The organism is Laspinema sp. D2d (assembly GCF_025370755.1).
Taxonomy (GTDB): Bacteria; Cyanobacteriota; Cyanobacteriia; order Cyanobacteriales; family Laspinemataceae; genus Laspinema.
Window position 1 is genome coordinate 262,639 of the sequence record NZ_JAMXFC010000001.1, and the last position, 21,993, is coordinate 284,631.

Annotated in this window: 19 protein-coding genes; 8 read left to right on the plus strand and 11 right to left on the minus strand. The window is 47.9% G+C overall.

All coding sequences use genetic code 11. The features are described 5' to 3' along the window. The first annotated feature begins 18 nt into the window (after window positions 1-18). A complete protein-coding gene (locus NG796_RS01150) occupies window positions 19-942 on the plus strand; it encodes an alpha/beta fold hydrolase (RefSeq protein ID WP_261204076.1) in 924 nt (307 codons plus the stop codon). A gap of 99 nt (window positions 943-1,041) precedes the next feature. Here NG796_RS01150 and NG796_RS01155 read toward each other — a convergent pair whose 3' ends face one another. After that, entirely contained in the window at window positions 1,042-2,697 is a 1,656-nt protein-coding gene (locus NG796_RS01155) for a SulP family inorganic anion transporter (protein ID WP_261204077.1), read from the minus strand. A gap of 361 nt (window positions 2,698-3,058) precedes the next feature. Here NG796_RS01155 and sfsA point away from each other — a divergent pair, with 361 nt between their 5' ends. Then, window positions 3,059-3,790: a DNA/RNA nuclease SfsA gene (sfsA, locus tag NG796_RS01160; protein WP_261204078.1), complete on the plus strand. Its 732-nt coding sequence runs from the start codon at window positions 3,059-3,061 to the stop codon at window positions 3,788-3,790. A gap of 348 nt (window positions 3,791-4,138) precedes the next feature. Here the strand turns inward: sfsA and trmFO are convergent, their stop codons facing one another. Both trmFO and NG796_RS01170 read right to left on the minus strand, forming a co-directional pair. Further along, entirely contained in the window at window positions 4,139-5,485 is a 1,347-nt protein-coding gene (gene trmFO / locus NG796_RS01165; protein ID WP_261204079.1) for an FADH(2)-oxidizing methylenetetrahydrofolate--tRNA-(uracil(54)-C(5))-methyltransferase TrmFO, read from the minus strand. Between the two features lie 76 nt (window positions 5,486-5,561). Then, on the minus strand, window positions 5,562-7,052 hold the full coding sequence (locus NG796_RS01170) for a site-2 protease family protein (protein WP_261204080.1): 1,491 nt from the start codon (window positions 7,050-7,052) through the stop codon (window positions 5,562-5,564). Between the two features lie 3 nt (window positions 7,053-7,055). On the opposite strand from NG796_RS01170, the gene NG796_RS01175 reads away from it, so the two are divergent. The 4 genes from NG796_RS01175 (at window position 7,056) to NG796_RS01190 (ending at window position 9,748) form a co-directional block, all read left to right on the plus strand. After that, window positions 7,056-7,712 carry an MBL fold metallo-hydrolase gene (locus NG796_RS01175; RefSeq protein WP_261204081.1) on the plus strand — a complete coding sequence of 219 codons (657 nt, stop codon included), beginning with the start codon at window positions 7,056-7,058 and terminating at the stop codon, window positions 7,710-7,712. A 118-nt stretch (window positions 7,713-7,830) separates the two neighbouring features. Next, on the plus strand, window positions 7,831-8,295 hold the full coding sequence (locus NG796_RS01180) for a hypothetical protein (RefSeq protein ID WP_261204082.1): 465 nt from the start codon (window positions 7,831-7,833) through the stop codon (window positions 8,293-8,295). Window positions 8,296-8,471: 176 nt separating this feature from the next. Beyond that, on the plus strand, window positions 8,472-9,230 hold the full coding sequence (locus NG796_RS01185; RefSeq protein WP_261204083.1) for a class I SAM-dependent methyltransferase: 759 nt from the start codon (window positions 8,472-8,474) through the stop codon (window positions 9,228-9,230). An 80-nt stretch (window positions 9,231-9,310) separates the two neighbouring features. Then, window positions 9,311-9,748, plus strand: a complete 438-nt coding sequence (locus NG796_RS01190) for a hypothetical protein (protein ID WP_261204084.1) — start codon at window positions 9,311-9,313, stop codon at window positions 9,746-9,748. A gap of 410 nt (window positions 9,749-10,158) precedes the next feature. Here the strand turns inward: NG796_RS01190 and NG796_RS01195 are convergent, their stop codons facing one another. Then, entirely contained in the window at window positions 10,159-12,057 is a 1,899-nt protein-coding gene (locus tag NG796_RS01195) for an ATP-binding protein (RefSeq protein ID WP_261204085.1), read from the minus strand. 150 nt (window positions 12,058-12,207) lie between these two features. Between NG796_RS01195 and NG796_RS01200 the strand changes: the two genes are divergently transcribed. After that, entirely contained in the window at window positions 12,208-12,408 is a 201-nt protein-coding gene (locus NG796_RS01200; RefSeq protein WP_261204086.1) for a hypothetical protein, read from the plus strand. Between the two features lie 929 nt (window positions 12,409-13,337). Here the strand turns inward: NG796_RS01200 and NG796_RS01205 are convergent. The 5 genes from NG796_RS01205 to NG796_RS01225 form a co-directional block, all read right to left on the minus strand. Further along, a complete protein-coding gene (locus tag NG796_RS01205; protein WP_261204087.1) occupies window positions 13,338-15,299 on the minus strand; it encodes an ATP-binding protein in 1,962 nt (653 codons plus the stop codon). Between the two features lie 458 nt (window positions 15,300-15,757). Then, a complete protein-coding gene (locus NG796_RS01210; protein WP_261204088.1) occupies window positions 15,758-15,964 on the minus strand; it encodes a hypothetical protein in 207 nt (68 codons plus the stop codon). A 136-nt stretch (window positions 15,965-16,100) separates the two neighbouring features. Continuing rightward, window positions 16,101-16,313, minus strand: a complete 213-nt coding sequence (locus tag NG796_RS01215) for a hypothetical protein (protein WP_261204089.1) — start codon at window positions 16,311-16,313, stop codon at window positions 16,101-16,103. 442 nt (window positions 16,314-16,755) lie between these two features. Then, a complete protein-coding gene (locus tag NG796_RS01220) occupies window positions 16,756-17,307 on the minus strand; it encodes a porin family protein (protein ID WP_261204090.1) in 552 nt (183 codons plus the stop codon). A 401-nt stretch (window positions 17,308-17,708) separates the two neighbouring features. After that, window positions 17,709-19,580 (minus strand): hypothetical protein, encoded by a 1,872-nt coding sequence (locus NG796_RS01225; protein WP_261204091.1) that lies wholly within the window; start codon window positions 19,578-19,580, stop codon window positions 17,709-17,711. Window positions 19,581-19,772: 192 nt separating this feature from the next. Here NG796_RS01225 and NG796_RS01230 point away from each other — a divergent pair, with 192 nt between their 5' ends. Beyond that, window positions 19,773-20,177: a hypothetical protein gene (locus NG796_RS01230; protein WP_261204092.1), complete on the plus strand. Its 405-nt coding sequence runs from the start codon at window positions 19,773-19,775 to the stop codon at window positions 20,175-20,177. A gap of 268 nt (window positions 20,178-20,445) precedes the next feature. On the opposite strand, the gene NG796_RS01235 is transcribed toward NG796_RS01230, so the two are convergent. Both NG796_RS01235 and NG796_RS01240 read right to left on the minus strand, forming a co-directional pair. Beyond that, window positions 20,446-20,676 (minus strand): hypothetical protein, encoded by a 231-nt coding sequence (locus tag NG796_RS01235; RefSeq protein ID WP_261204093.1) that lies wholly within the window; start codon window positions 20,674-20,676, stop codon window positions 20,446-20,448. Between the two features lie 238 nt (window positions 20,677-20,914). Further along, the gene (locus NG796_RS01240; RefSeq protein WP_261204094.1) at window positions 20,915-21,802 is read right to left on the minus strand and encodes an alpha/beta fold hydrolase; all 888 of its coding nucleotides are present in this window, start codon (window positions 21,800-21,802) and stop codon (window positions 20,915-20,917) included. Window positions 21,803-21,993: the final 191 nt, after the last annotated feature.

Genomic DNA, 21,993 nt, shown 5'->3' on the forward strand with positions numbered 1-21,993 from the left:
TCCCTCTCTCCCCCCATCATGACGCTGATTCCTTCCAACCCTTCACCGCCTTCCCCTAGCGCCCTCTTGCCCTTCCAAACCTGGACCTGGCGCGGGTTTCCGATATGCTACCAACAGCAAGGAGAGGCGGGACCGGCAGTGGTGCTCGTCCACGGATTTGGAGCCTCCTGCGGACACTGGCGCAAAAATATTCCAGACTTAGCCACAGGTTGTCGAGTCTATGCCATTGACTTGATTGGGTTTGGCTACTCCGCGAAACCGACTCCCGGGGAGGCGATCGCCTATACCTTTGAAACCTGGGGAGAACAACTCGCCGATTTTTGCCGCGAAATCGTCCGAGGTCCTGCCTTCTTCGTAGGCAATTCCATTGGCTGTATTGCCATCATGCAAGCTGCGGTGGATCATCCGGAACTCGCCCAAGGCATTGTCGCGATTAACTGTTCCCTGCGCCTGTTGCACGATCGCAAACGGTCCCTGAAACCCTGGTATCAACGCATCGGCCCACCAATTGCACAAAAAATATTATCTGTCAAGTGGATTGCTCAATTCTTTTTTAGCCGATTAGCCACCGCAAAAACAGTCCGCTCCATTTTATTGCAAGCCTATCGGCGAGCAGATGCCGTCACCGATGAACTCGTCGAGATTATTCTCGGACCCTCCCGGGATGCCGGTGCCGTAGATGTTTTTGTCGCCTTTACCCGCTATTCGCAAGGCCCCTTACCGGAAGACTTACTGCCTCTTTTACCTTGCCCTGCCCTCCTCCTCTGGGGCAGCGATGACCCCTGGGAACCCCTCACCCTCGGCCAAGAATTTGCCCAAATCCCCACCGTAGACCAATTTATTCCCTTACCGGGATTAGGTCATTGTCCCCAAGATGAAGCCCCCGAAGTGGTCAATCCCATTGTGTTGGAATGGATATTAAAAAAACAAGGGAAATCCTAGAGTTTGCTGTAAGGGTTGAGGAAGTCTCTTGTCATTAAAATTTAGATTTGTTATCAAGAAATAGGGGAATTATTTTTAGACCAATTCCCCCCATTTCTCTTATAAAATTCGGGAATGTTTCGAGACTAAATCAGCCGCAGATTGTAAGGCATCGCGGCGACTTTCTATGAGGTGAACGCAGGAAAATCGCTCCAGATTGAGTTTACCGAGACGTCGCCGGGGCTGTCCGGGAGAGACGACAACAAACACTTGGCGATCGCATTGTTCGGAATCTATCAGCATGGTTTCAATTGCTAAAGCTGCGGTTACTCCCATCGTGGGGACTTCGCTCAAATCCAAGACTAAAGCCTGATAATTTTTGAGAATGCTAATCCGTCGGGAAAAGGTTTTAGCCGCGCCGAAACTTAGGGGTCCCCCCAATTGAAACAGTAAAATATCCCCTTGGCATTGAGCCAGTAATTCCTTCTCTTCCTCACTTAAGCCCATTGCCAAGGTGGGGTCACTGACTGCCCTCATGCGATCGCTCTGAACATCAGTAAACTTCTTAATCGTCAGCAGATTGGCGATAAATACCCCCACCACCACTGCCGTTACTAAATCCACAAACACCGTGAGGACGAGTACCAACGTCATCAATCCTGTTGCCCGAGGTGAGAGGCGCGGTGCCCGGCGGATAAAGCTCCAATCAATGATATCAACACCCACTTTTAACAGCAGTCCCGCGAGTACCGCGTGAGGAATCATCGTGGTGATAGGACCCGCCCCCAAGGTAATGATCAGCAACACTCCAGCATGAATAATCCCGGAAAGCGGCGTGCGACCCCCTGCCTGAACATTGGTGACGGTCCGCATCGTGGCCCCGGCTCCAGGTAATCCGCCAAAGAGTCCGCAGAAACAGTTGCCAATCCCTTGTCCAATCAGTTCTTTATCCGAGTCATGATGAATTTGGCTAATGTTGTCCGCGACAAGGGAAGTGAGAAGGGAGTCAATGGAACCCAGAATTCCCAGGATTAACCCATAGCGCATCATTGTCCTGAATTCGCTCACCGTAAAGAGGGGCATTTGTAAGTGGGGTAATCCAGTCGGAATCACTCCGATGCGAGGGACATCGCCATTGCTGATCAACAGGACCGAAACTCCGGTTCCGATCACCAATGCCAGCAGGGGGGCCGGAACAATTCGGTTCAGGCGCGGGGGGGCCAGGGTGACGATCGCCAAGGTTAGGACTCCTAACCCTAAAGCGTAGAAATTCGGCTGCATCAGATAGCTGGGCAGTTGTTGCAGAATTCCCCACACACTACCCCCGCCTTTATAGCCCAGCAGAGGCGGCAGTTGCAGCAAAATCACAATCACCCCAATCCCAGACATAAATCCAGAAATGACCGTGTAAGACATCAGGGTGAGGTACTGTCCCAGTTTCAAGAACCCGAACAGAATTTGAAACAGTCCCCCGATGATGACGACGGTAAATGCCATTGCTAACCCCGTATCCGGGTTACGTCCCACCAGGGAGGCAATGACAGTCGTGATAATCACCGTCATCGGACCCGTGGGGCCCGAAACTTGGGCCGGTGTCCCCCCAAAGAGGGCGGCAAAGAAACCGAGGATAATTGCGCCATAGAGTCCCGCAATGGCCCCCGCACCAGAGGCGACTCCAAAGGCTAAGGCGAGGGGTAGGGCAACGATCGCGGCGGTAATACCACCAAATAGGTCTCCCCGTAGATTCTCAATCCCAATCTTATTTACTAACTGCATCGGTTTGGCAAGAAGGTTGCAAGCGGTTTGTTTGGTTTACGGTTCTATCATTTCCCTGGAATGCTTGTGTCGTTTACTCTCCTCAATTTTGTCCCCAGGGCGATCGTCCTGAAACCTGATTAATCTAGGTCTTTTAACCCGAGGGAATTTTGTTCTCCCAGTTCACTTTATCTGGTTTTTGCTTTTAAAACCGTTCTAAAAATCAAGATTCGTTGATGTTGACTTAACTGGGATTCGCGAGGGCGATCGCATCCTGGGTTCTTTCCCTCTTCAACACTCTCCTTGTAGATCCTTATAGATTCAGCCTTCGTGCCTCTTTCTGATAAACTGGTTCGTTCACATCGGAGTCTCCATTGCAGCCATGAGCGAGTTCGTTTACACCTATCCGTCTTTATTTCCCGGTACGTTACTCAAGCGGTATAAACGCTTTCTAGCTGATATCAAACTAGATAGTGGCGAAGAAATTACGGCACATTGTGCGAATCCGGGTAAAATGTTGGGCTTATCCGCCCCGGGAAGTCGGGTAATGGTCTCTTTGAGTGCCAATCTCAAGCGCAAGCTGCCCTATAGTTTGGAATTAGTGGCAGCGGAAGAAAATCCGACTATATGGGTGGGTGTGAATACCAGTTTACCCAATCAAGTCATTAAATTAGCATTGGCAGAGCACCTGTTTCCGGGATTGGGTGCGTATGAAACCATCAAACCGGAAGTGGTTTATGGACGCGATCGCAAAAGTCGAGTAGATTTTGTTCTCACCGGCACCGAAGGAACAACACCGATCTATTTGGAGGTAAAAAATGTCACTTGGGCCCAGGGAGAAAAAGCCTTATTTCCCGATGCCATCACCACCCGAGGTCACAAACATTTGTTAGAGTTAGTAGATGTGATAGAGACTCACTCGGCAAGGGCAGTGGCGTTATTTTTTATTAGTCGTGGAGATTGTGAGGTTTTTGGCCCGGGAGATACCGCCGATCCGCTCTATGGCAAGTTATTACGAGAAGCAGTTTCCAAGGGATTGGAAATTTTGCCCTGTCGGTTTGAGTTAACTCCAGCAGGAGTCAGATATTTGGGGTTAGCTGAGGTAGCGTTTTAGGATAGGGGAGATAGGGGAGATGGGGGAGATGGGGAGGATGGGGAGGATGGGGAGGATGGGGAGGATAGGGGAGATACTTACAAAACTATTAACTGCATCTCCGGTCCCCTCCCCTTGGCAAGGGGAGGGCTAGGGTGGGGTCCGCGTGATGTGGCTTGAGCCACATCACGCACTGTTTCCGGCTTAATCACCTGGCTGGTTCAACCTCTTTCTTCTTGACGCGCTTCAGGGCGTCAAGAAGACCCCACCCTAGCCCTCCCCTTGCCAAGGGGAGGGGACCGGAGGTGAGCGTTAATATGAGAAAAATCCCCCTGAGCGTAAAAAAGCTCCTCCCCATAGGACTAAGGATTATGGAGTCAGGGCAGGGATTTTCACATCTAAACGGGTGCGCCAACTTACTAAGTGAGATAAGGAGCGATCGCGATATTTGCCGTAGCGTTCCGGTTTACTCTTGATTTTTTGCGGAAACGGCGGCAAAATTCCGAAGTTGGGCGGCATGGGTTGGAAGTGTTTAGGAGACGCGGAACTGATAAAGGAAAACAAGGCCCCCATCATGGTTGTATAAGGTAGCCACACGGGTTTTAATCCTAGTGCTACGCGCGCCGCATTGGTTCCCGCTAACCAGCCTCCAGCAGTGGCAGCGGTATAGCCTTCGGTGCCGGTGAGTTGTCCTGCCGCTAGGAGGGTCGATCGCGTTTTAAATTGTAAGGTGCGGTCTAACAATTGGGGGGAATTAATAAAAGTATTCCGGTGCATCACTCCCATGCGGACAAATTCGGCATTTTCCAAGCCTGGAATTAACTGAAAAACTCGCTTTTGTTCTCCCCAGCGTAAATTAGTTTGAAATCCGACCATGTTCCAAAGTTGTCCGGCTTTGTCTTCTTGGCGCAATTGCACCACGGCATAAGGCCGATTTTCGCAGCGGGGGTCACTTAATCCCACGGGTTTTACGGGACCGTAGCGCATGGTATCTTCTCCCCGTTTTGCCATTTCTTCAATGGGTAAACAGGCTTCAAAAAACTTGGAAGTTTCTCGGTCAAAGTCTTTTAATTCTGCTTGTTCGGCTTTGCACAATTCCTGCCAAAAATGCAGGTATTGTTCTTTGTTCATAGGACAATTGATATAGTCAGCGTCCCCTTTGTCATACCGGGAGGCGCGGAAGGCGATATCTAAATTGATGGAGTCGCCAACAACGATGGGACTGGCGGCATCAAAAAAGCTCATGTATTCCATGCCGGTGAAGCGCTGTAAGTCGGCGGCGAGGGCGGGGGTGGTGAGGGGTCCGGTGGTGAGGACGACGATGCCATCTTGGGGAATCGCCGGGGCTTCTTCGCGACGGAGGTCGATTAAGGGATGATTGGCAAGGGTTTCGGTAAGTTCATGGCTGAAGACGCCGCGATCGACGGCGAGGGCACCACCGGCAGGGACTTGATGGCGATCGGCGGTGCCGATGACGAGGGACCCGAGTTGGCGTAGTTCTTCATGAAGTAATCCGGCTGCCCGATCGCTGGCTTTGGCCCCAAAGGAGTTGCTGCATACCAGTTCTGCAAATTCCCCGGTATGATGGGCGGGGGTCATTTGCACGGGTCGCATTTCATAGAGGACGACGGGGACCCCAGCGCGGGCGATTTGCCACGCGGCTTCAGTGCCTGCAAGTCCGGCACCAATGACTGTAACGGGTTGTTGGTCGTTCATAAACACGCTGAGAACTCCTGAGATTGGGCAATAGGGCGATCGCACCCCTGAACAAGGGGAAATGAGGCTAGGCGCTTCAAATTATATTTAACCACTGGGTGATCAGTCGGGGTGCGGGTAAGACGATCGCTAATAACAGGGCGATCGCTAGTAACCCCCAGATATCTCGGCGATTATCCAGTTCGCTAACATCATTCAGGGCCGGGGAATCCACAATCGGCATGAAGAATAACAGAATCGCCCAAATAATCCATCCGCGTTGCACCAACGAGAGTCCGAGGAAGGCAAACCGGGTAATTTGGCTAATTTGGGCGGCTTTCACCTGCCCAAACATGGCATGAATGATATGTCCCCCATCCAATTGACCCACGGGAATCAGGTTTAAGGCAGTGGCGATTAACCCAATGTATCCGGCAACGGCAACGGGATGTAAGTGAATGGCACTGGTGAGGGTGAGTTGTGATCCCAGGGTGAGTTTACTCAACAGGGTAAGAATGAGGGAACTTTTGGGGTCAAGGGCAGTGATTTGGAACATTCCGGCGTTCTCTGGCATGGGGACCACGGTGGAATGAACCAATCCCCAGCATAGGAGGGGTAGGGTGACGACGAATCCAGCCAGGGGACCGGCGATGCTGATATCAAATAAGACTTTTCGATTCGGCATGGGCGATCGAATTTGGATGAACGCCCCGAAGGTTCCTAACAAAAAGGGGAAGGGAATAAAATAAGGCAGGGTTGTCTTGATTTTATAAAAAACTGCGGTCAAGTAGTGACCCGATTCGTGAATGCCGAGAATAACCATCAGGGCGACGGCGTAGGGTAGCCCCTGGAACAATATACTCGGATTGGATTGGACTTGATCCAGAGAAAACCCAGCCAGTTCCGTCCCGAACAAGCTGGTGGTAAACAGGGTAATCGCGGCTAGGGATAGGGCGATTAGAGGTTTATTTAAGTCCTCGGGAGATGGGGTTTGTCCGGGATTGGGAACGAGGATAAAAAAGGGTTGACCTTTTAAATCTTCCTGAAAAATAATTAAGAAGCGATCGCCGAATTTATCTTCTATTTTGGCCCGAATTTTGTGATAGGCGGACTCCGGGGGCGATCGCAACTGACCCCGACAAATCACCGCTTGCGGACGGTAATCAATCTGATGCAAGGCATAAACCGTCCAATCAAAGCATTCCCGCAGTTGCTGTTCTTCTCCATCATTCAGCGCCCGTAATTCCTGGGCACTGGCGGGAGGGCGTAGGCGAGATACCGCTTTGATTCCGGCAGATTCTGGGGCGGGCTCACCCGGTGAATCCTGTTCTAAGGGAGGGGGAAGATCCCGGCGACCCCAGAAAAACAGGATCCAGTAAATCAGGGGCGATACCACAAAGGAACCGAGAGCAACTTCAGTGGGTAAGGGAGTGCGATCGCCATGAATGATTAACCAAGTCATCCACAGGAATGCAGGGGCCATTAATGCCAACCATAACACCCAAACCGGAGTGCGCGTCAGGTGTGCCACACGCTGCCGCAGAATAATGTATGTAATGAATCCTAGAAGCAGAAACCAGAGAATCATGCTATGCCCAAACAACCACGGGCTGTCTTTGATAATATTTTTGCCTTTTCTCCCAATCGAGAGACCCTAGGCGCGACAGCTTATCTTATTGTAGAAAACAACGCCAATATCCTGGTAGATTGTCCCCCCTGGGATGAATCGACAGCGGAATTCCTGACTCAGCAAGGCGGCGTGCAGTGGCTATTTTTGAGCCATCGGGGGGGGATTTCCAAAGTCAAGGAAATTCAAAAAGCAACGGGCTGTCAAGTAGTGATTCAAGAATGGGAAGCCTATTTACTGCCCGAATTGACCCTACAGACGTTTGAGAAAGATTGTAACCTGAGTCCCCATTGTCAGGGAATTTGGACGCCCGGTCATTCACCAGGGTCCTCCTGTTTATATTATGGGGGTCATGGTGGGGTCCTATTTGTGGGGCGGCATTTACTACCAAACGCGCAGGGAGAACCCATACCCTTGCGAACCTCTAAAACGTTTCACTGGACTCGCCAAATTCAGTCCCTTAAAGCGCTGCAAGAGCGATTTACACCCGATAGCTTGCACTATATCTGTCCCGGGGCAAGTACGGGCTTTTTACGCGGGAAACGGGTGATTGACGCCGCCTATGAGCATCTTGCCGCGATCGATGTTCAGGGGTTGCGGGAGTTGGAACCTATTCTATAACCTTTCTCGTGTCATGGCTCCACCGTGACACGAGAATAGGCAGGAAATAGGAGTGGTCCACAATTCTTGCTAAAATGCAAGCCAATAGTGCGTGTCCTTGAATTGTTGGTAATAAATCATGTCCGTTGCAACTCCTTACTCGAACGCGCCTGATGTCTCAACCGAAGATTATTTAGTCGTTGGTTTGGCAACTTGTTTTCTCAAAGAAGATGGGGAAGTCCATCAGGTCAAAATTGTAGAACCGATCCCTTCTGCCGCTTTAGAAGCGATTCTTAAGGGAATTCCGACCTCTTATGAAATGGCTTGTGCCACTACTCTGGGTGCAGTGTTGGAGGGGGATCAACCGAAACTGTTGGCCGAGTTTCCCGCTGATGCTCAATTCTGTGATGATTTTATAGAACGGGCGATTTCGACAGTTCGTACCTATCAACATCGTCCTCAAGCTTGCGAGGCGATCGCCCTGGGGGCAACTTATCGCGATTTGAACTATTCAGTCGATCGCAAGCGGGTTCTGAATTCCGATAACATTGTTCGCACTGAAGATAACGTTAAGCAACACGAGTACACTCATAAGGTTTTGTAAATTGTCAGACTTGACGTAGGGAGAGTGCGGCTTTAAACCGATGACTTTCCCTAACCGGATACCTATCAAAAATGAGGGATGAATCATTGTTTTATGAGTGATAGTTCATTCCTCATTTTTATGCTCCATTTGGTTGAGGTCATTAGCGCGATCGCATTAGGGAAACCCTTTTAACCATGAGTGAAAATCAACCCCTCTCTTTAGGAAAAGAAAATTATCAAAACTTTGCGGAACGGTATGCGGCAGCGATTGAAACTAAACCTCATAATGCCTATTATGAACGTCCCGCCACCCTGTCTTTATTGCCCAATAATGTACAAGGATTGCGCGTCTTAGATGCGGGATGCGGTCCGGGAATTTACACCCAATGGTTACTCGATCTCGGTGCAGAGGTAGTCGCCTGTGATGTCACACCGAAAATGGTGGAAATAACTCGGCAACGGGTGGGAAATTCGGCTGAAGTGTATTGTGCCGATTTGGAGCAGCCTCTAACTTTTGCAGGCGATCGCAGCTTTGATTTAGTAGTTTGTCCCTTAGTGTTAGACTATCTTTTAGACTGGTATCCTGTATTTTGTGAGTTCTTTCGGGTCCTCAAGTCCGACGGAATTTTAGTCTTTTCTTGTGGTCATCCCACCGCAGATTTTATATATAGTCAAAGCCAAAATGTCACCTCAGCAGATTACTTCAAAATTGAAGATTTTGTCATGGAATGGCGCTTGTTTGGTAAACCTTACCCGATTATTAAATCCTATCGACGACCGTTACAAGCAATTTTAAATCCCTTAATTCAGGCGGGATTTTGTTTGGATAGAATTCTGGAACCCCAGCCGACAGAATCTTTTAAAATAGCGGATGCTGAGGGATACGAACATTTGATGCGATCGCCGGGTTTTATCTGTGTTCGTTCCCATAAACCGGGACAGGTTGTGGGTTAAAAATCGGCGAATCGCTTGGAAATTTGCCAGAAATCTCATAAACTCAGAATTAGGTGATGCTGGATTGACTAGAGGGACAAATGGAACTGATGACGGAACGGATTGAATCAATTAAGGCGGGGGCGATCGCAGGATTTTCCGTAGCAGTCGCCTTCGGGGTGACGAGTTTGGGGAATCAGTTGATGTTATCTCCTGGGGTTGAGAGTTGGGCGATTTTCCCAGAATGGCAGCGGTTATGGTTGAGTGCAGTAAGTGCGGGGGTAGCAGGTTTTTTGTTTGGAGTGACTTACCGTTATATTATCCGGGATGATGTTAATCCTCACCTCAAATCTGGGGCGGTATTTGCATTCGGATTAGTACGGGGATTGGCTCAAGTTGAAGTGGGATTAAGCAATCCGAATAGTGTGTTTCCAGTGGCAGTGATGGCGACTGAAAGTATTTTAATGTTTGCAGTAGCCAGAGTTCTATTAGATGCTGCGATCGCCCGTCATTGGGTTAAGCCTTTTTCTAATTTTTGAATCCTCCTCTTCAAGGTGGAGGGGATGGGATAAGAGATATAATATAGCAGTTTTTGAGCTAATCCAATTATAAAAGCTCCCCCTAAGTCCCCTTTTCAAGGGGGATTTAGACCCCCAAAATGTACTTTAATAGTTTGAAAAACACTATGAACTAGGTCAGAGCATCCCAGTTAAGAACCAAGCAGAAATACTTAGGTAAAAGTCTTTATTAAGATAAGCGCAGCGTAAAAGAGTCATTCAAGCTTCAAGCCATATACAGACGAACTAGGCCGTTGAAGGCCCCTAGTTAATTATCTCACAGAACTTTTCACTGTCCAGTAGATTGACAGAAGAGGGCTATACCAGCAGCAACCTACTACACCCTTATGGGTGAAGAGCAAAAACCTTAAGCCATAAGGGTGCGGTTTGAGCTAACACCCCTCGGGTTTGTGAACTACGGCGGGAAGGTGGCAGGTGAAACTAGACCCGACTCCGGGTTGACTTTCTACGGTAATACTACCGCCCATCATGTGACAGAAATTTTGACCGATCGCCAACCCTAAACCTGTCCCGCCATATTTGCGAGTATATTTCTCATCGGCTTGGACAAACGGTTGAAAGATTTTCTCGATTTGTTCGGGTGTCATACCAATCCCGGTATCAGTCACGGTAAAGACAAAGATAGCTGCATCGGGATTCGGGTCCCGTTCTCCCTTGGGAGTAACAGCCTCAATTCGGTCTACAGAAAAGGTAATTTGTCCATTATGGGTAAACTTAGCGGCATTACTCAGTAGATTGAGTAGCACCTGCTTTACCTTGGTGCGATCGGCAGTCATCGTCCCCAAGTCATCTCCATACTTAACCTCTAATTGATTGCTATTTTTCAGAATTGACACTTGGGTATTGCTTTGAACTTCGGCAATCAGGGCGGTCATATTAAACCGTTCTAAATACAGCTTCGTATGACCGGCTTCAATTTTAGAAATATCCAGAATATCACTAATAATTGTGAGCAAATTCAAACCTGACTGATGAATTTGGTCTAAATCTGAGACAAACTCCTCTAATCCATCTTCCTGAGCTTGATCTCGCAACAAGTCACTATAGCCAAGAATCGCATTCAGGGGAGTTCGCAACTCATGACTCATGGTGGCTAAAAACATACTTTTAGCATGACTCGCCGCTTCCGCCGCTTCTTTGGCCTGTTCTAATTCTAATTGGGTTAACTTATTCCCCGTAATATCTCGAATAATTGCCAAAACTTGTTGATGACCGCTGACCACCATGCGGACCTCAAAATAACGGCGGGTTTCATTAATAAACCAATCATATTCAAACACCTGAATATCATTAGTTTCTAGGGCAATATGGACATATTTTAAATAGAGACGGGCTAATCCTGGGGGTAAAATACTGTCGAGATTTTGAGTTAATAAGTCTCCGGCAGGTCGGAGGAGGGTATCGCCCCTTCCGCCTTTAAAGTCCATGAAGGTGCCATCTTGACTAAATTGCAACATTAAATCTGGAATCGCTTCTAAAAGGGCGCGATTTTTGCCTTCACTTTGGTGCAGGGCTTCTGCACGCTCCTCTAGGGTGGCGATCGAGGTTTTGAGTTGTTCGGTCATGCTATTAAAGGATTCCGCCAAGAGAAATAGTTCATCATGGCTGCCAACGACGATGGTTTGATCTAGGTCCCCTTCGGCAAGGCGCTCAGTGGCTGCGGTCATTTCCTGTAGAGGTCGGGTGATGGAACGCGCCAGCAACAAGGCGAAGAGGGTGCCTGCGAGGGAGGCGCTCAAGGCGGCGATGATCCCTTGATTGCGAACTGCTGCCATTTTTTCCCACAATTCGACCGTGGAGAGGCCAATACTGACGGCTCCGAGGAGTTGGTCTTCTCGGATGACGGCTTTCCCTGCAATGAGGCGATCGCGTTGCCATTCAAAAACGGTCTGGTTACTGTTAACCAGAATCACGCCAAAGGCATCCGGTTCAGTATTGTAGCGCCCAATATCATCACTATAAATATTGGCTACAATTCGTCCATCCGTCGCATAGATGCGGCCTACAACCAAAATTTGCTCATTGCCGAGTTGTTCTAGGATTTCTTCTAAAAAGTCACCCTGTTGGTTCTGGAGTGCATGAGCAGTGGTCACGGCTAAGGTCGTCAGTACGATCTCCGCTTGATTTTCGAGTTCGCTGCGAAAATTTTGTTGGGTGCGGCGAAGGAAAAGCCCGGTGACGCTCCCCACGGTGAGAATGGCTAACGTGGTCATGGCTAACGTTAGTTTACTGGCAAGGGAAAGACCTTTTTTCCTGTTAAAGATAACCATGCCACTTACCTAGGGTTTAGCCTTGCATATAACTCCGGCATTTCGACCTGACATCGAGGCGGAGCCAATCTCTCAAGTTGAACAGTTTCGGCAAACTGGGGGAGTTGAGCTTGGACCTTCTGGCTGTGGAGTCTATCAAGGTGGGGAGAGGTGATTCGATCCAGGAGAAGGAGACGATCGCCGGTGGTACTCGGGACCCTCGTGATACGGGATAGGGAGAGGTTTTGGGACGATGCGGGTACGGATGGACAACCCCACTTGATCGCCGGGGCGATCGCACTCACCTGCGCGATTGTTCTTAAGTCGGTTTTGAACATGAGGTTATGGTTTGGGTTGGCACAGCGATGGTAGATTAAGAACTCAATGGTATTATGAAATGCTCGCCGACCTATGGCCTCGGGGAGGGATAGGGGTTCGGTTAATTGAGAGTCCCTGAATCAAAAGGGGCATAGATGCGCGATCGCCACTCAATGAGCGTTTGAGCGCCACCGCTGTTTTTTCCCAACAAAGGGCGGTTTGGTTTGGACGAAGCAAACGGTCCCCGGAGACGCGCCTTGAACTGAATCTATAACTGGGAGGTAGACAAGCGGGCTTGTTCACCAAATTTTTACTCATGAGTAACTTTTTTTGGGCCACAAACCTGGTTTCTTGTCCCATTTATCTCATCCTGTACCGATGCCCTAGCTCATCAACCGGATCTGCTGTCAGCTTGGACGTTCTGACTTTGGGGCGATGGCAAGTAGTTCTGCTCACTGATTACCCTGGATCCCATCAGATTGACTGCCCTTTTAAGTCCATCCGATGCAAAATACTTACCTTATTGGCTCATTCTACCAAATCCCTTAGACCCGATGTCTAGGGGATCAATCCCTCCGTAATGTTACAGTTTTTTTTCCTGGCCCCGAAAAAATTGCAGAAAAACTCAAGCTATGCCGTTAAAAAAGAGTTTAAGTCTGCTTACAAATCTTGAAATCTGATACCAGGAAATGGTTAAAAATTCTGGCATAGAAGGGAAACCGGGTGCAACCTTCTGGGGAGAACTCTCCGGGGAAACTTAGGGTAGGGGTCCATCCGTAAAATCCACAGGAGGAATGGGGGTGATGCACCGCTCGCCAGAATAGCGATCACACTGAAGACCCTGCACCTGAATCGTTACCGACGGCGATCGCACAGCCGGAAACCGGGGGTTTTTTCGCCCTTGATCAAATCTTGCCCTCCCCCTAAAAGACTGGCTGATTCTCCCCTCAACTCCCTTGCTCTAGCTTCCACACCCCCTCAGCTTAATTATACTTTTCTACCGACCAGGCTACATTCTTGGGGGGTTTGACAATGACGGGGAGACAGACGGTGAAGGTTGAGCCTGTATCTGACTGACTATCTACAAAAATCTTACCCCCCATCAACTTGCAAAACCGTTGACCGATCGCCAAACCCAAACCCGTCCCGCCATATTTACGGGTTGTGGAGGGGTCAGCTTGGGCGAATGCCTTAAAGATATGCTGCTTCTGTTCTGGGGTAATTCCAATTCCCGTATCTTTTACCCGAAAAATTGCATATTCAGTGGCGTTTACTTCCTCCGATTCTGAGGAAGAGTCCAAAGCCGAGATCACCGGAGAGGAAGTAGGCTCATCCTTGGTGGGTTTTTCCTTTCTAATCTTTTTCACGGACATGGAAATCGTACCGGATTCCGTAAATTTGGCTGCATTACTTAGCAGATTTAACAACACCTGCTTAACCTTGGTGCGATCGGCATACATACTGCCCATATTGCGCGGGCATTGGATTTCCAAGCTATTGCCATTTTTCTGGACTAAAGGCAAAACGGTCGTTTGCACTTCTAACAGTAACGTAGAAATATCAAAAGTTTCTAAGCATAACGTCATTTTCCCCGCTTCTAACTTGGAAATATCCAGAACATCGCTGATAATTCCCATCAAATTTTTTCCAGCTTGTCTGATTTTGTCCAAGTCGGAAATAAAATCTTCATAGCCTAACTCTTCTGCCTCTTCCTCCAACAAATCGGTATAACCAATAATGGCATTCAGAGGAGTTCTCAGTTCATGACTCATATTGGCAAGGAAGACACTTTTGGCATAATTCGCCGCTTCGGCAGCTTCCTTAGCTTGTTGCAATTCAAATTGAGCTAATTTACCTTCGGTAATATCCCGAACAATCGCCAACACTTCATCTTGCCCACAAACCGCGAACCGGGCTTCAAAATGGCGACGCTTGCCGTTGATAAACCACTCATATTCAAAAACCTGAATCTCCCGAGTTTGTAAGGCGCTATTCACATATTTTAAATAAAGATCCGCCAGTTCCGGTGGAAAAACTAATTCCACACTTTTTTGTAACAATTCTCCTTGGGGTTTTAAGATAGTATCCCCTCTTCCTCCTTTGTAATCAATAAACGTGCCATCTTCGCTGAATCCAAACATTAAATCAGGAATTGCCATGAGCAAAGCTACATTTTTAGCTTCGCTTTGATGCAGATCCGCCGTGCGATCGGCCATGTTTTCAAATAGCTCGCGGAGGCGATCGCTCATGGTGTTGAATGAGTGAGTCAGCAGACCGATTTCCTCATAGGCAGGAATTTCAATGGTTTGGGTGAAGTCCCCTTCGGCAATCCCTTCCGTGGCCGAACCCAACTGATACAAAGGTCCGGTGATCGACTGGGCCAGCTTGCGAGCGACAATCACAGCCACAAACCCGGTGACCAGAATGGCTAGAAGTCCCGTGGCGATCGCTACAAACATTTGTCGATCTAACAGGGACGTAGACAGCTCAATCCGCAGGGCAGCCACTGGGTTGCCTTCTACGATAACCGCTTTCCCCGCAATCAAACGGTTATCCTGCCAACGAAATAGCGTTCGATTGGTCTCTAGCAGTTGTGGAACAAAGGAGTCCGCTTCTGGGCTGGCTTCCGTCTGGGGAGAATCTTCGGCAATTACTTGTCCGTCGGTTTGATAAATCCGCGTAGAAAGGGCGATTTCTCGTCGCTGGTTCTCTTCCACGAGGGTTTGCAGAAACTCTTCATTTTCTCCCGTCACGGCATTGCCGACACTAATGGAGATTGCCTCTAGTAACTGATCGGCTTGTTGTTCGAGTTGTTTGCGGAGAGTCTGTTGCTGACTCCAAATCGAGATCGCTGTAATGGTCGCCATCGCGACAAGGGTTAAAGTCGTGACAGAGACGGTAAGCTGGGTAGTCAGGGACCGTTTTTTTCCGATGAATTTTCCCATGAATAATGATTTGTTTAGACCCGCCTAGACCCCGCCTAGGAATGTCTTGAGGTCAAGACAAACAGGGCGGGGCTTGAATTGCCTCTATTATGAACTTTTTTACCTTTTATTGCTCAACTTCGATGGACACCCTTGCGAATCGTTATAAGCGAATTTGACAGCTTTGACGTCAATCTGTTATATTTATTTACATTTTATAAACCATTAGAGTTCTTGTCTAATTGAAAAAACCCCGCTTTTTAAGGGGGTTCGGAGGATTACTTGGGAATTTTGCATTCGGGTTGATTCTCTTGATAGGGGAAGAGTGACGCTCACGTTTCAACGGCAATGCCCCTCCATTGAAGCGCTTAAAGTAACCCGATCGAGGAGAGAGGAGTTGCCTAAGTGAGCAACCCCTTCTTGGAGCATCAGCGAGTACCGAGGGAGCCGAGTTAAGGTTCCTGCGGCCCTTTGGCGGGTTAACCCGAATCCCCAGCAGGAGGGTCCGGTGGGGTCCGGTGGGGGGTATCATCACATCTGGAGTCCGAAGGCTGGCGATCGAGCAAACCCGTCGCTTTCCAGGCCCAATAAACTGTAAAGGCCCGACCCAATTCTTGAAAGGCTTTTTCCAATTCTTCCGATGACTGAATCGGTTCGTGAGTTGTGGGGGTTTGTTGTCCGTTCATGGTAGTTAATCAGGAGTAAAGTTTAGATACTTCTACAATCTGCGATCGCCCCAAAAATGGGTGTGATCTAACTCAGCATCCAGTCAAGCGGCGATCGCAATTCTTCCCCAAACTTTCCCCTCCTCCCCTCATAGTCTTACCGTCCTCCCCGCATCCAAGTCTCCTGGATCATCCGTTCCCCTGGCGAAATCGTACCCTTTTGTTTGTCCGGCGCGTCCTGTTGTTTATAAAAATCAAATTTCGGGTCCAAATTAGCATTTTCTGCCGTTGTATCCACCGCAGAATCAAGAGAGTTCGGCGGTTCTTTAGCATTGGAAAAATCAACGGGCTTGGGTTTAGTTTCAGACATGGTTAAGCTCCGGGGATGTAGATAAAAAATCTGCCAGCAGAGACAATCAATAAAAAAATGTCCCTGAAATTCTTAAAAAATCTCTTAAACTTGCTAAAAATTAGTGAGTAATGACTTTATTTTTGATAAAAAATAATAAAATTTCCTCTACCTAGAGGAAGAAATGAGAAACCGGGAAAATGGTATTTCCTGTAAAAATCCAGTAATACCCAATCCGGTTGTCAAAAGTAGTATTTCTCTGTGACACTGCGTCCGCTGGCTTTGTCCCTGTCGCCAGACCCTTTAGGCTGTGGGTTTTTATAAACTGCTTGGGCTCTGATCGCAAAAATTGTCCAAAAAAGAGCAGTCGGGGAGGTATAACCCACCCGACTGCTCTTTCTCACTGACGATTTAACCGAGTGTCACACCACACTCCGCCCAAATAGGGACAAAATTAGAACAATTAGAAGCGATAACCCGCACCCACCAACAGGCTAAAAGCGGCTTGATCTGTATTTCGATAAGCATCAAAAGCGACTTTGGCATCTCCAAACAGAACAACGTTTTCCTGAAGGACTGCCTCCACTCCCGTGGCAACCGTTAAGGCATCTTGGTTACCCAGCGCCGTTTGTTCCCCGCGATCGGTGATGAAGGAATAGCCGCCGCCAAAGTATAAATTAGCGTTATTCGTCACGGGTACATCGAGGGATAACATCGGGACCAATGCTGCCGCATTATTATTGATCAAGGCTGATCCGCGCACGGATAAGGCAGAATTAGGAACTTGATAACGACCTTGGACGTTACCGCCATAGCTTTCACTGCCTTGTCCTTCATCCCAGTTGTGAACGTTGCCACTGAGACCCGCACCGATATAGTGACCCGCCATTCCTTGCTTGCCGGTGAGGGATTGTAATCCTTCGGCATGAGCGGCACTGCTGGAGAGGAGTGCAGGGATGATCATCACAACGGACAAAGCAGACCGAGTTACAACAGACTGAAGAATTCGTTTCATAAGAGTCGGTTGGTGAATGAAATCTTGACAACCGTTGATACTTTGACTGTAGGGGGTGATTGTCCTACAGTGGGGAGGGGATGTGGAAGTATTTAAAGTGACTGTTACACCGTCGGGGTGTCTTCCTGGATATTTCCCCGAACAAGAGCAAAATTAGCTTGTGCTGTCAGGATTTAGGTCAAATCATCACCGGGCGATCGCCAGAAGATATAACCTGGAAAAATCCCCTTAATCCAGACAGTCTGTAAACTGGCAAGTCAACAGGAACCATTGGATTTCATCGGAGTTCTTTACCAGGTGCGATCGCGCCTTAAAAAAATTCTCTCCCGAGAAAAAAGTCGGTTGAGTTACCCACATCAACTCAACCGACTCATCCGGATCAAAACGTCAAAACCCCTCGCTTAAACTGAAGGACGATTGACCACAACTTTATCCAGTAATTTTTGCTGCGTAATGTAACCCAGTTCATAACAATATCCGGGCAACACATCTAATTTCTGTCGGACTCGCTGACAAGCTCTACTCCGTCCAAACTCCGTCGGCTTGCTCATTACCCAGTTAACATGAGCTTCTTTATTCAGCGCTTTCCGGATTTTGATAATTTGCTTGATTAATTTCCGGGCTTTTTCGGCATCATCACTCTCTAAATACTCCCACTGGCCGTAATTAGAGACGGCATATTTATGGGCCTTGTCCAATAAATAATGCAGGGCTTTAAATAGCAATTTCAGGTCCGACTTCATCAGCATTTCCACCTTTAAAGTCTTCTGCATGATTTCCGGGTCACTCATGGCGACAAATTTCTGTAAATCGCAGAACTTGTATTCTAAAGCGGAAACAGCTTTGTAGATATCATCCAAAGTCCGGTCAATTTCATCAGAAATCAATTGTTGTTGTTCCGGTAAAAAGAGAGTACCTTGATGAGCGCGATAGGCAATTCCTTCTAATACCGGATAGTCACAAATCCCCGTTTGACGATATTGGGAGGTAAAGCGAGCAATCAGGCGTTCCTCATACCGTTCTTCTTTAGAGGGGTTGGGTCGGTGGCGATTTAAATTCATTTGTCGAATCATTTCTAACCACTCTCTTACTGCAGTTTCTACCTCGGGATTATGAGAAATTTTGGTGTTTCTACCCCGCGCATGAGCAACGGTGATATAACAAGCGGTTAGACTCGTAATTGTCGAGAGGAAAAAGAAAAATAACGAAAATCCTAGGCGGGAAAAATTGAGCGCAATTAGATTTCCGAAGAAGTTACTAGAGGCGAGGCGAACTTCTTCAACCCCCGAGGTAATTTCCCCATACTCATTAAAATATCGGCTAAAAATTAGGGGTAATTCTCGGTTGAGAAAAATCAGGTCATTTCCGAGTTCATTGCGAGTTTTTAGCTTTTCTTCCCAGTCCTCTCTAACAGCAAAGGTTTCGCTACGGATGCGATCGGCTTTTTGACAGAGGGGCAAGTTTTCCTCCGGGACCCGACTCCAATCCCGTTCGCGATCGGCTACAGACCCATTCGTTTCGACGTAGAGAGAATCCCAACGCGGATCGGTACGCGGAATTTGGGATAAAAGCTGGAGGTTTTCCTGACATTGAGCAAAGGTGCGTTCGTAGGCGTCGGTATTGGGTTCGACTTGGCGAATTTTGCGGTCATGTTCTTCGATTAATTCTTCCGCCAGTTTGTAGCTTAAGGCGGGACGGTTGTTAATGAGTTCTGAACCAATTCCCGCTACGAAAGATTGCAGAATACTCATGAGTAAAAATCCGGCAAACCCTACCTGAGCCCAATATTTTTTACCGGGTCGGTTTCCAGCGGTGGCAGTTCCGGCAAGGTTGGTCCAATTGAGGAGAATTAGGTTTAAGATAAAACCGGCGACTGGGGCTACCCAAACACTTCCTATCCCTTTAAAGGCAAACAACAGAATAGGAAAGTTGGTAATAGCATTAATTAAGGTGGCACCAGAGACAATATCGGCGGTAATTTCTGAATCTCGGCGGACATCTCTGGGGACAAAGGCTTCTCCATCAAAATGCCGGGGGTTGGCTTGGAGAAAGCCTAAAATGTAGAGAATGGGGGGTTTAGGGTTGAGGGAATAGTATAAATTCCAAAACCATCCTTGCCGTCTGGACCGTTTAACAAGTCCCACATAGTCGGGATTTTTTTCTAACCATTCAATTAATAATAAATCATCGCTGAGAGATGCTGAAGGGCGATGCAATCCATTCAGCGGTTCGAGTTCATTAGAGCGCAATAAATCGAATTGGTCGCTTTTCATAGAAAATGTATGCCTACCGAAAAAGTGTCGGGAAACCCTGATTGCAGTGGGGGTAAGGTCAGCAGAATTCTGAGGGTCAGATGATTGCCGACTCCAATTGCGATCGCCCCTCTGTAGTAGGAGGGCGCAAATCTTGAGGATGGGAACCGTTTGGACCAAATACGCAAGCTATCACGGAATCGGGTTTATCTTTTGAATGCCATACAAGAGAAAATATTTCCGGCTAAATTGTGGCAATCGGTAGTGCATACAGAGATTTTAAGTGGAGAAGTGGGCACAGGGCTCGCCAACTGGGGTTGGGAAATGCTCCTGACAACAGGTCATGCTTATTTTACTAAAGCAAACCGCCGGTTGTGGGAATTTTGGACAAACTCTGCTGAAACTCCTGCCCTAGAACGGGAAGCGGGTTTTTTGGGGCGATCGCTCTCCATCCCAATTAGGCCCCTTCTTCCTTCCCCGGGTCCTTTGACCATTCCTGACCCCACTGGATTCTCCTCTGGGGATGGGCCAGAAAGTCGCGGGAATGGGGACCTAAATGGACGGGTTGACAGGGGCGAAGACTCCTGGGGAAACCTCTGCCAAATTGGAGCATCCTAAATCTGTAATAATGTTGTTAAGTTACTGATAATAATTTAGAATTTTTATAAAAAATAATCACTTTTACCCTAGGGTTTTTATAACAATATTTAAAACCCTAATACACTGAAAATTATGGATGAAATGTCCGCATTTTTACAATAGCCCAGAAAAACTAAAATGGGGTTTCTGGTTCGTGTTTTTAGAAACCCCAAGCTTCTGGGTTGATAGCTGTTGGCGGTCTGCAACGGTAGAATAAAAATTTAGAGTAGAATTCCTTATCCCGGTTCTAAACGTCAGACTGTTCTGAAGGTTTGGGGAAGGGTTCATAGTCAATCCCAAAAGCTTCAGCTAGGACTTGACGCGCTTTTTCTGCCCAGTTTGGGTCTTGTTTAATGCGATCGCGAAAGCGTTCGGATACGCGAATGGTGATCAGTGCACTCAGCGGCTCTTTGCGCTCAGTCCGAAAGCTGAGTGATTTACCAAAGTCTGGGTTTCCCCCCGGTCTTCCTCTTCCCACTAGGCCCTCCTTGGTTTAAAGTTAGCCCTGATTATAGCAGAGTTGAGGGGATTACAATTTAAGCCCTGCTTTTTTTAGAACCCCGAGATTTTAGCAGCAATCCGGTGGGTATTACTGACTACTTTCCCTTTGAATTATTAACCCTTTGGTAAAATCCTAAAAAGCCCCTTGGCGTTTTTGAAAGGGGTGGGCGGAATCGAGCCTCGAATGAAAGTCAACGGTCTATTCTGGCTCTCTTTTATTCAATGGCTCTTTCTACCCAATCGACGATCGCTTGATTGACAAATTCCGGACTTTCATCATAAACTACATGACCCGAATCGGGAATTGTGACCAATTGGATATTAGGATTTAAGTTAGCCATTTGCATTGCACTCCTAAAGGGAACAATCCGGTCCGCTTCTCCCCAAAGTAATAAAATAGGGAGTGTTAATCCCGGTAACAAATCTTTGAGAATGGGACTATATTCCGGATCGCTACGGGTGAGGGAGAGGCGATAAAAGACTTGTAATGCGCCCCGATCGCGGGCTGGGTTAGCAAAGAGTTCGACTAATTCATCATCAACCAAGCCAGGATTTTGATAGATTTTTTGTAGAACAACCCGTAATAAACCCGGTTGACGGACGATTTTAAATAAAGGCCATAATAGCAGGGGGGACGAGAAAAATTGCTCGATCGCTCTCGCCCAAGCTGGGGGTTGTCTCGGTTGCGGATCGGGTAGGGTGAGCATGACTAATCCTTGGGCCATTTGGGGATAGGTTGCTACGGTTGTTAAAGCAATTAATGCACCTAGCGAATGGCCGACAACAACAGCGGGTTTTGCAATGAAACTCCGCCAAAAATCATAGACTAATTCTGCCCATAAACTGACGCGATAATTGGCGGAGGCTTTTTCGGAAGCACCAAAGCCTAAAAAGTCTAAGGCGTAAATGGTATGATATTCGCTAATTGGTCTTAAATTGAACCGCCATTGTCCCAAGGAAGACCCAAATCCATGTAGGAAAATTAAGGGGATGGCATTCGCTTTCGCTTGAGGCGATCGGATGTAGGTGTAACGGATTTGATATCCGCGCCAAATCCAATCTCGTTGAGCGCCGAGGGGGGGTGAGTTGGGTTGCGATCGCATGGTTCGGTTCTGAGTAGGGAGAATTGGAAGAATTGGGGGATGGGGGAGAATTGGGAGATAGGGGAGATGGGAGTATTATTCTATAGGATTGGCAATTTGGAGACATAGGGCCTCCAGTCTGTTACAAACTGTCATGAATTTGGGGTGCATCAAGGGGTATAGTAAAAGCGATCGCCTCTTTGCGCTTTTGA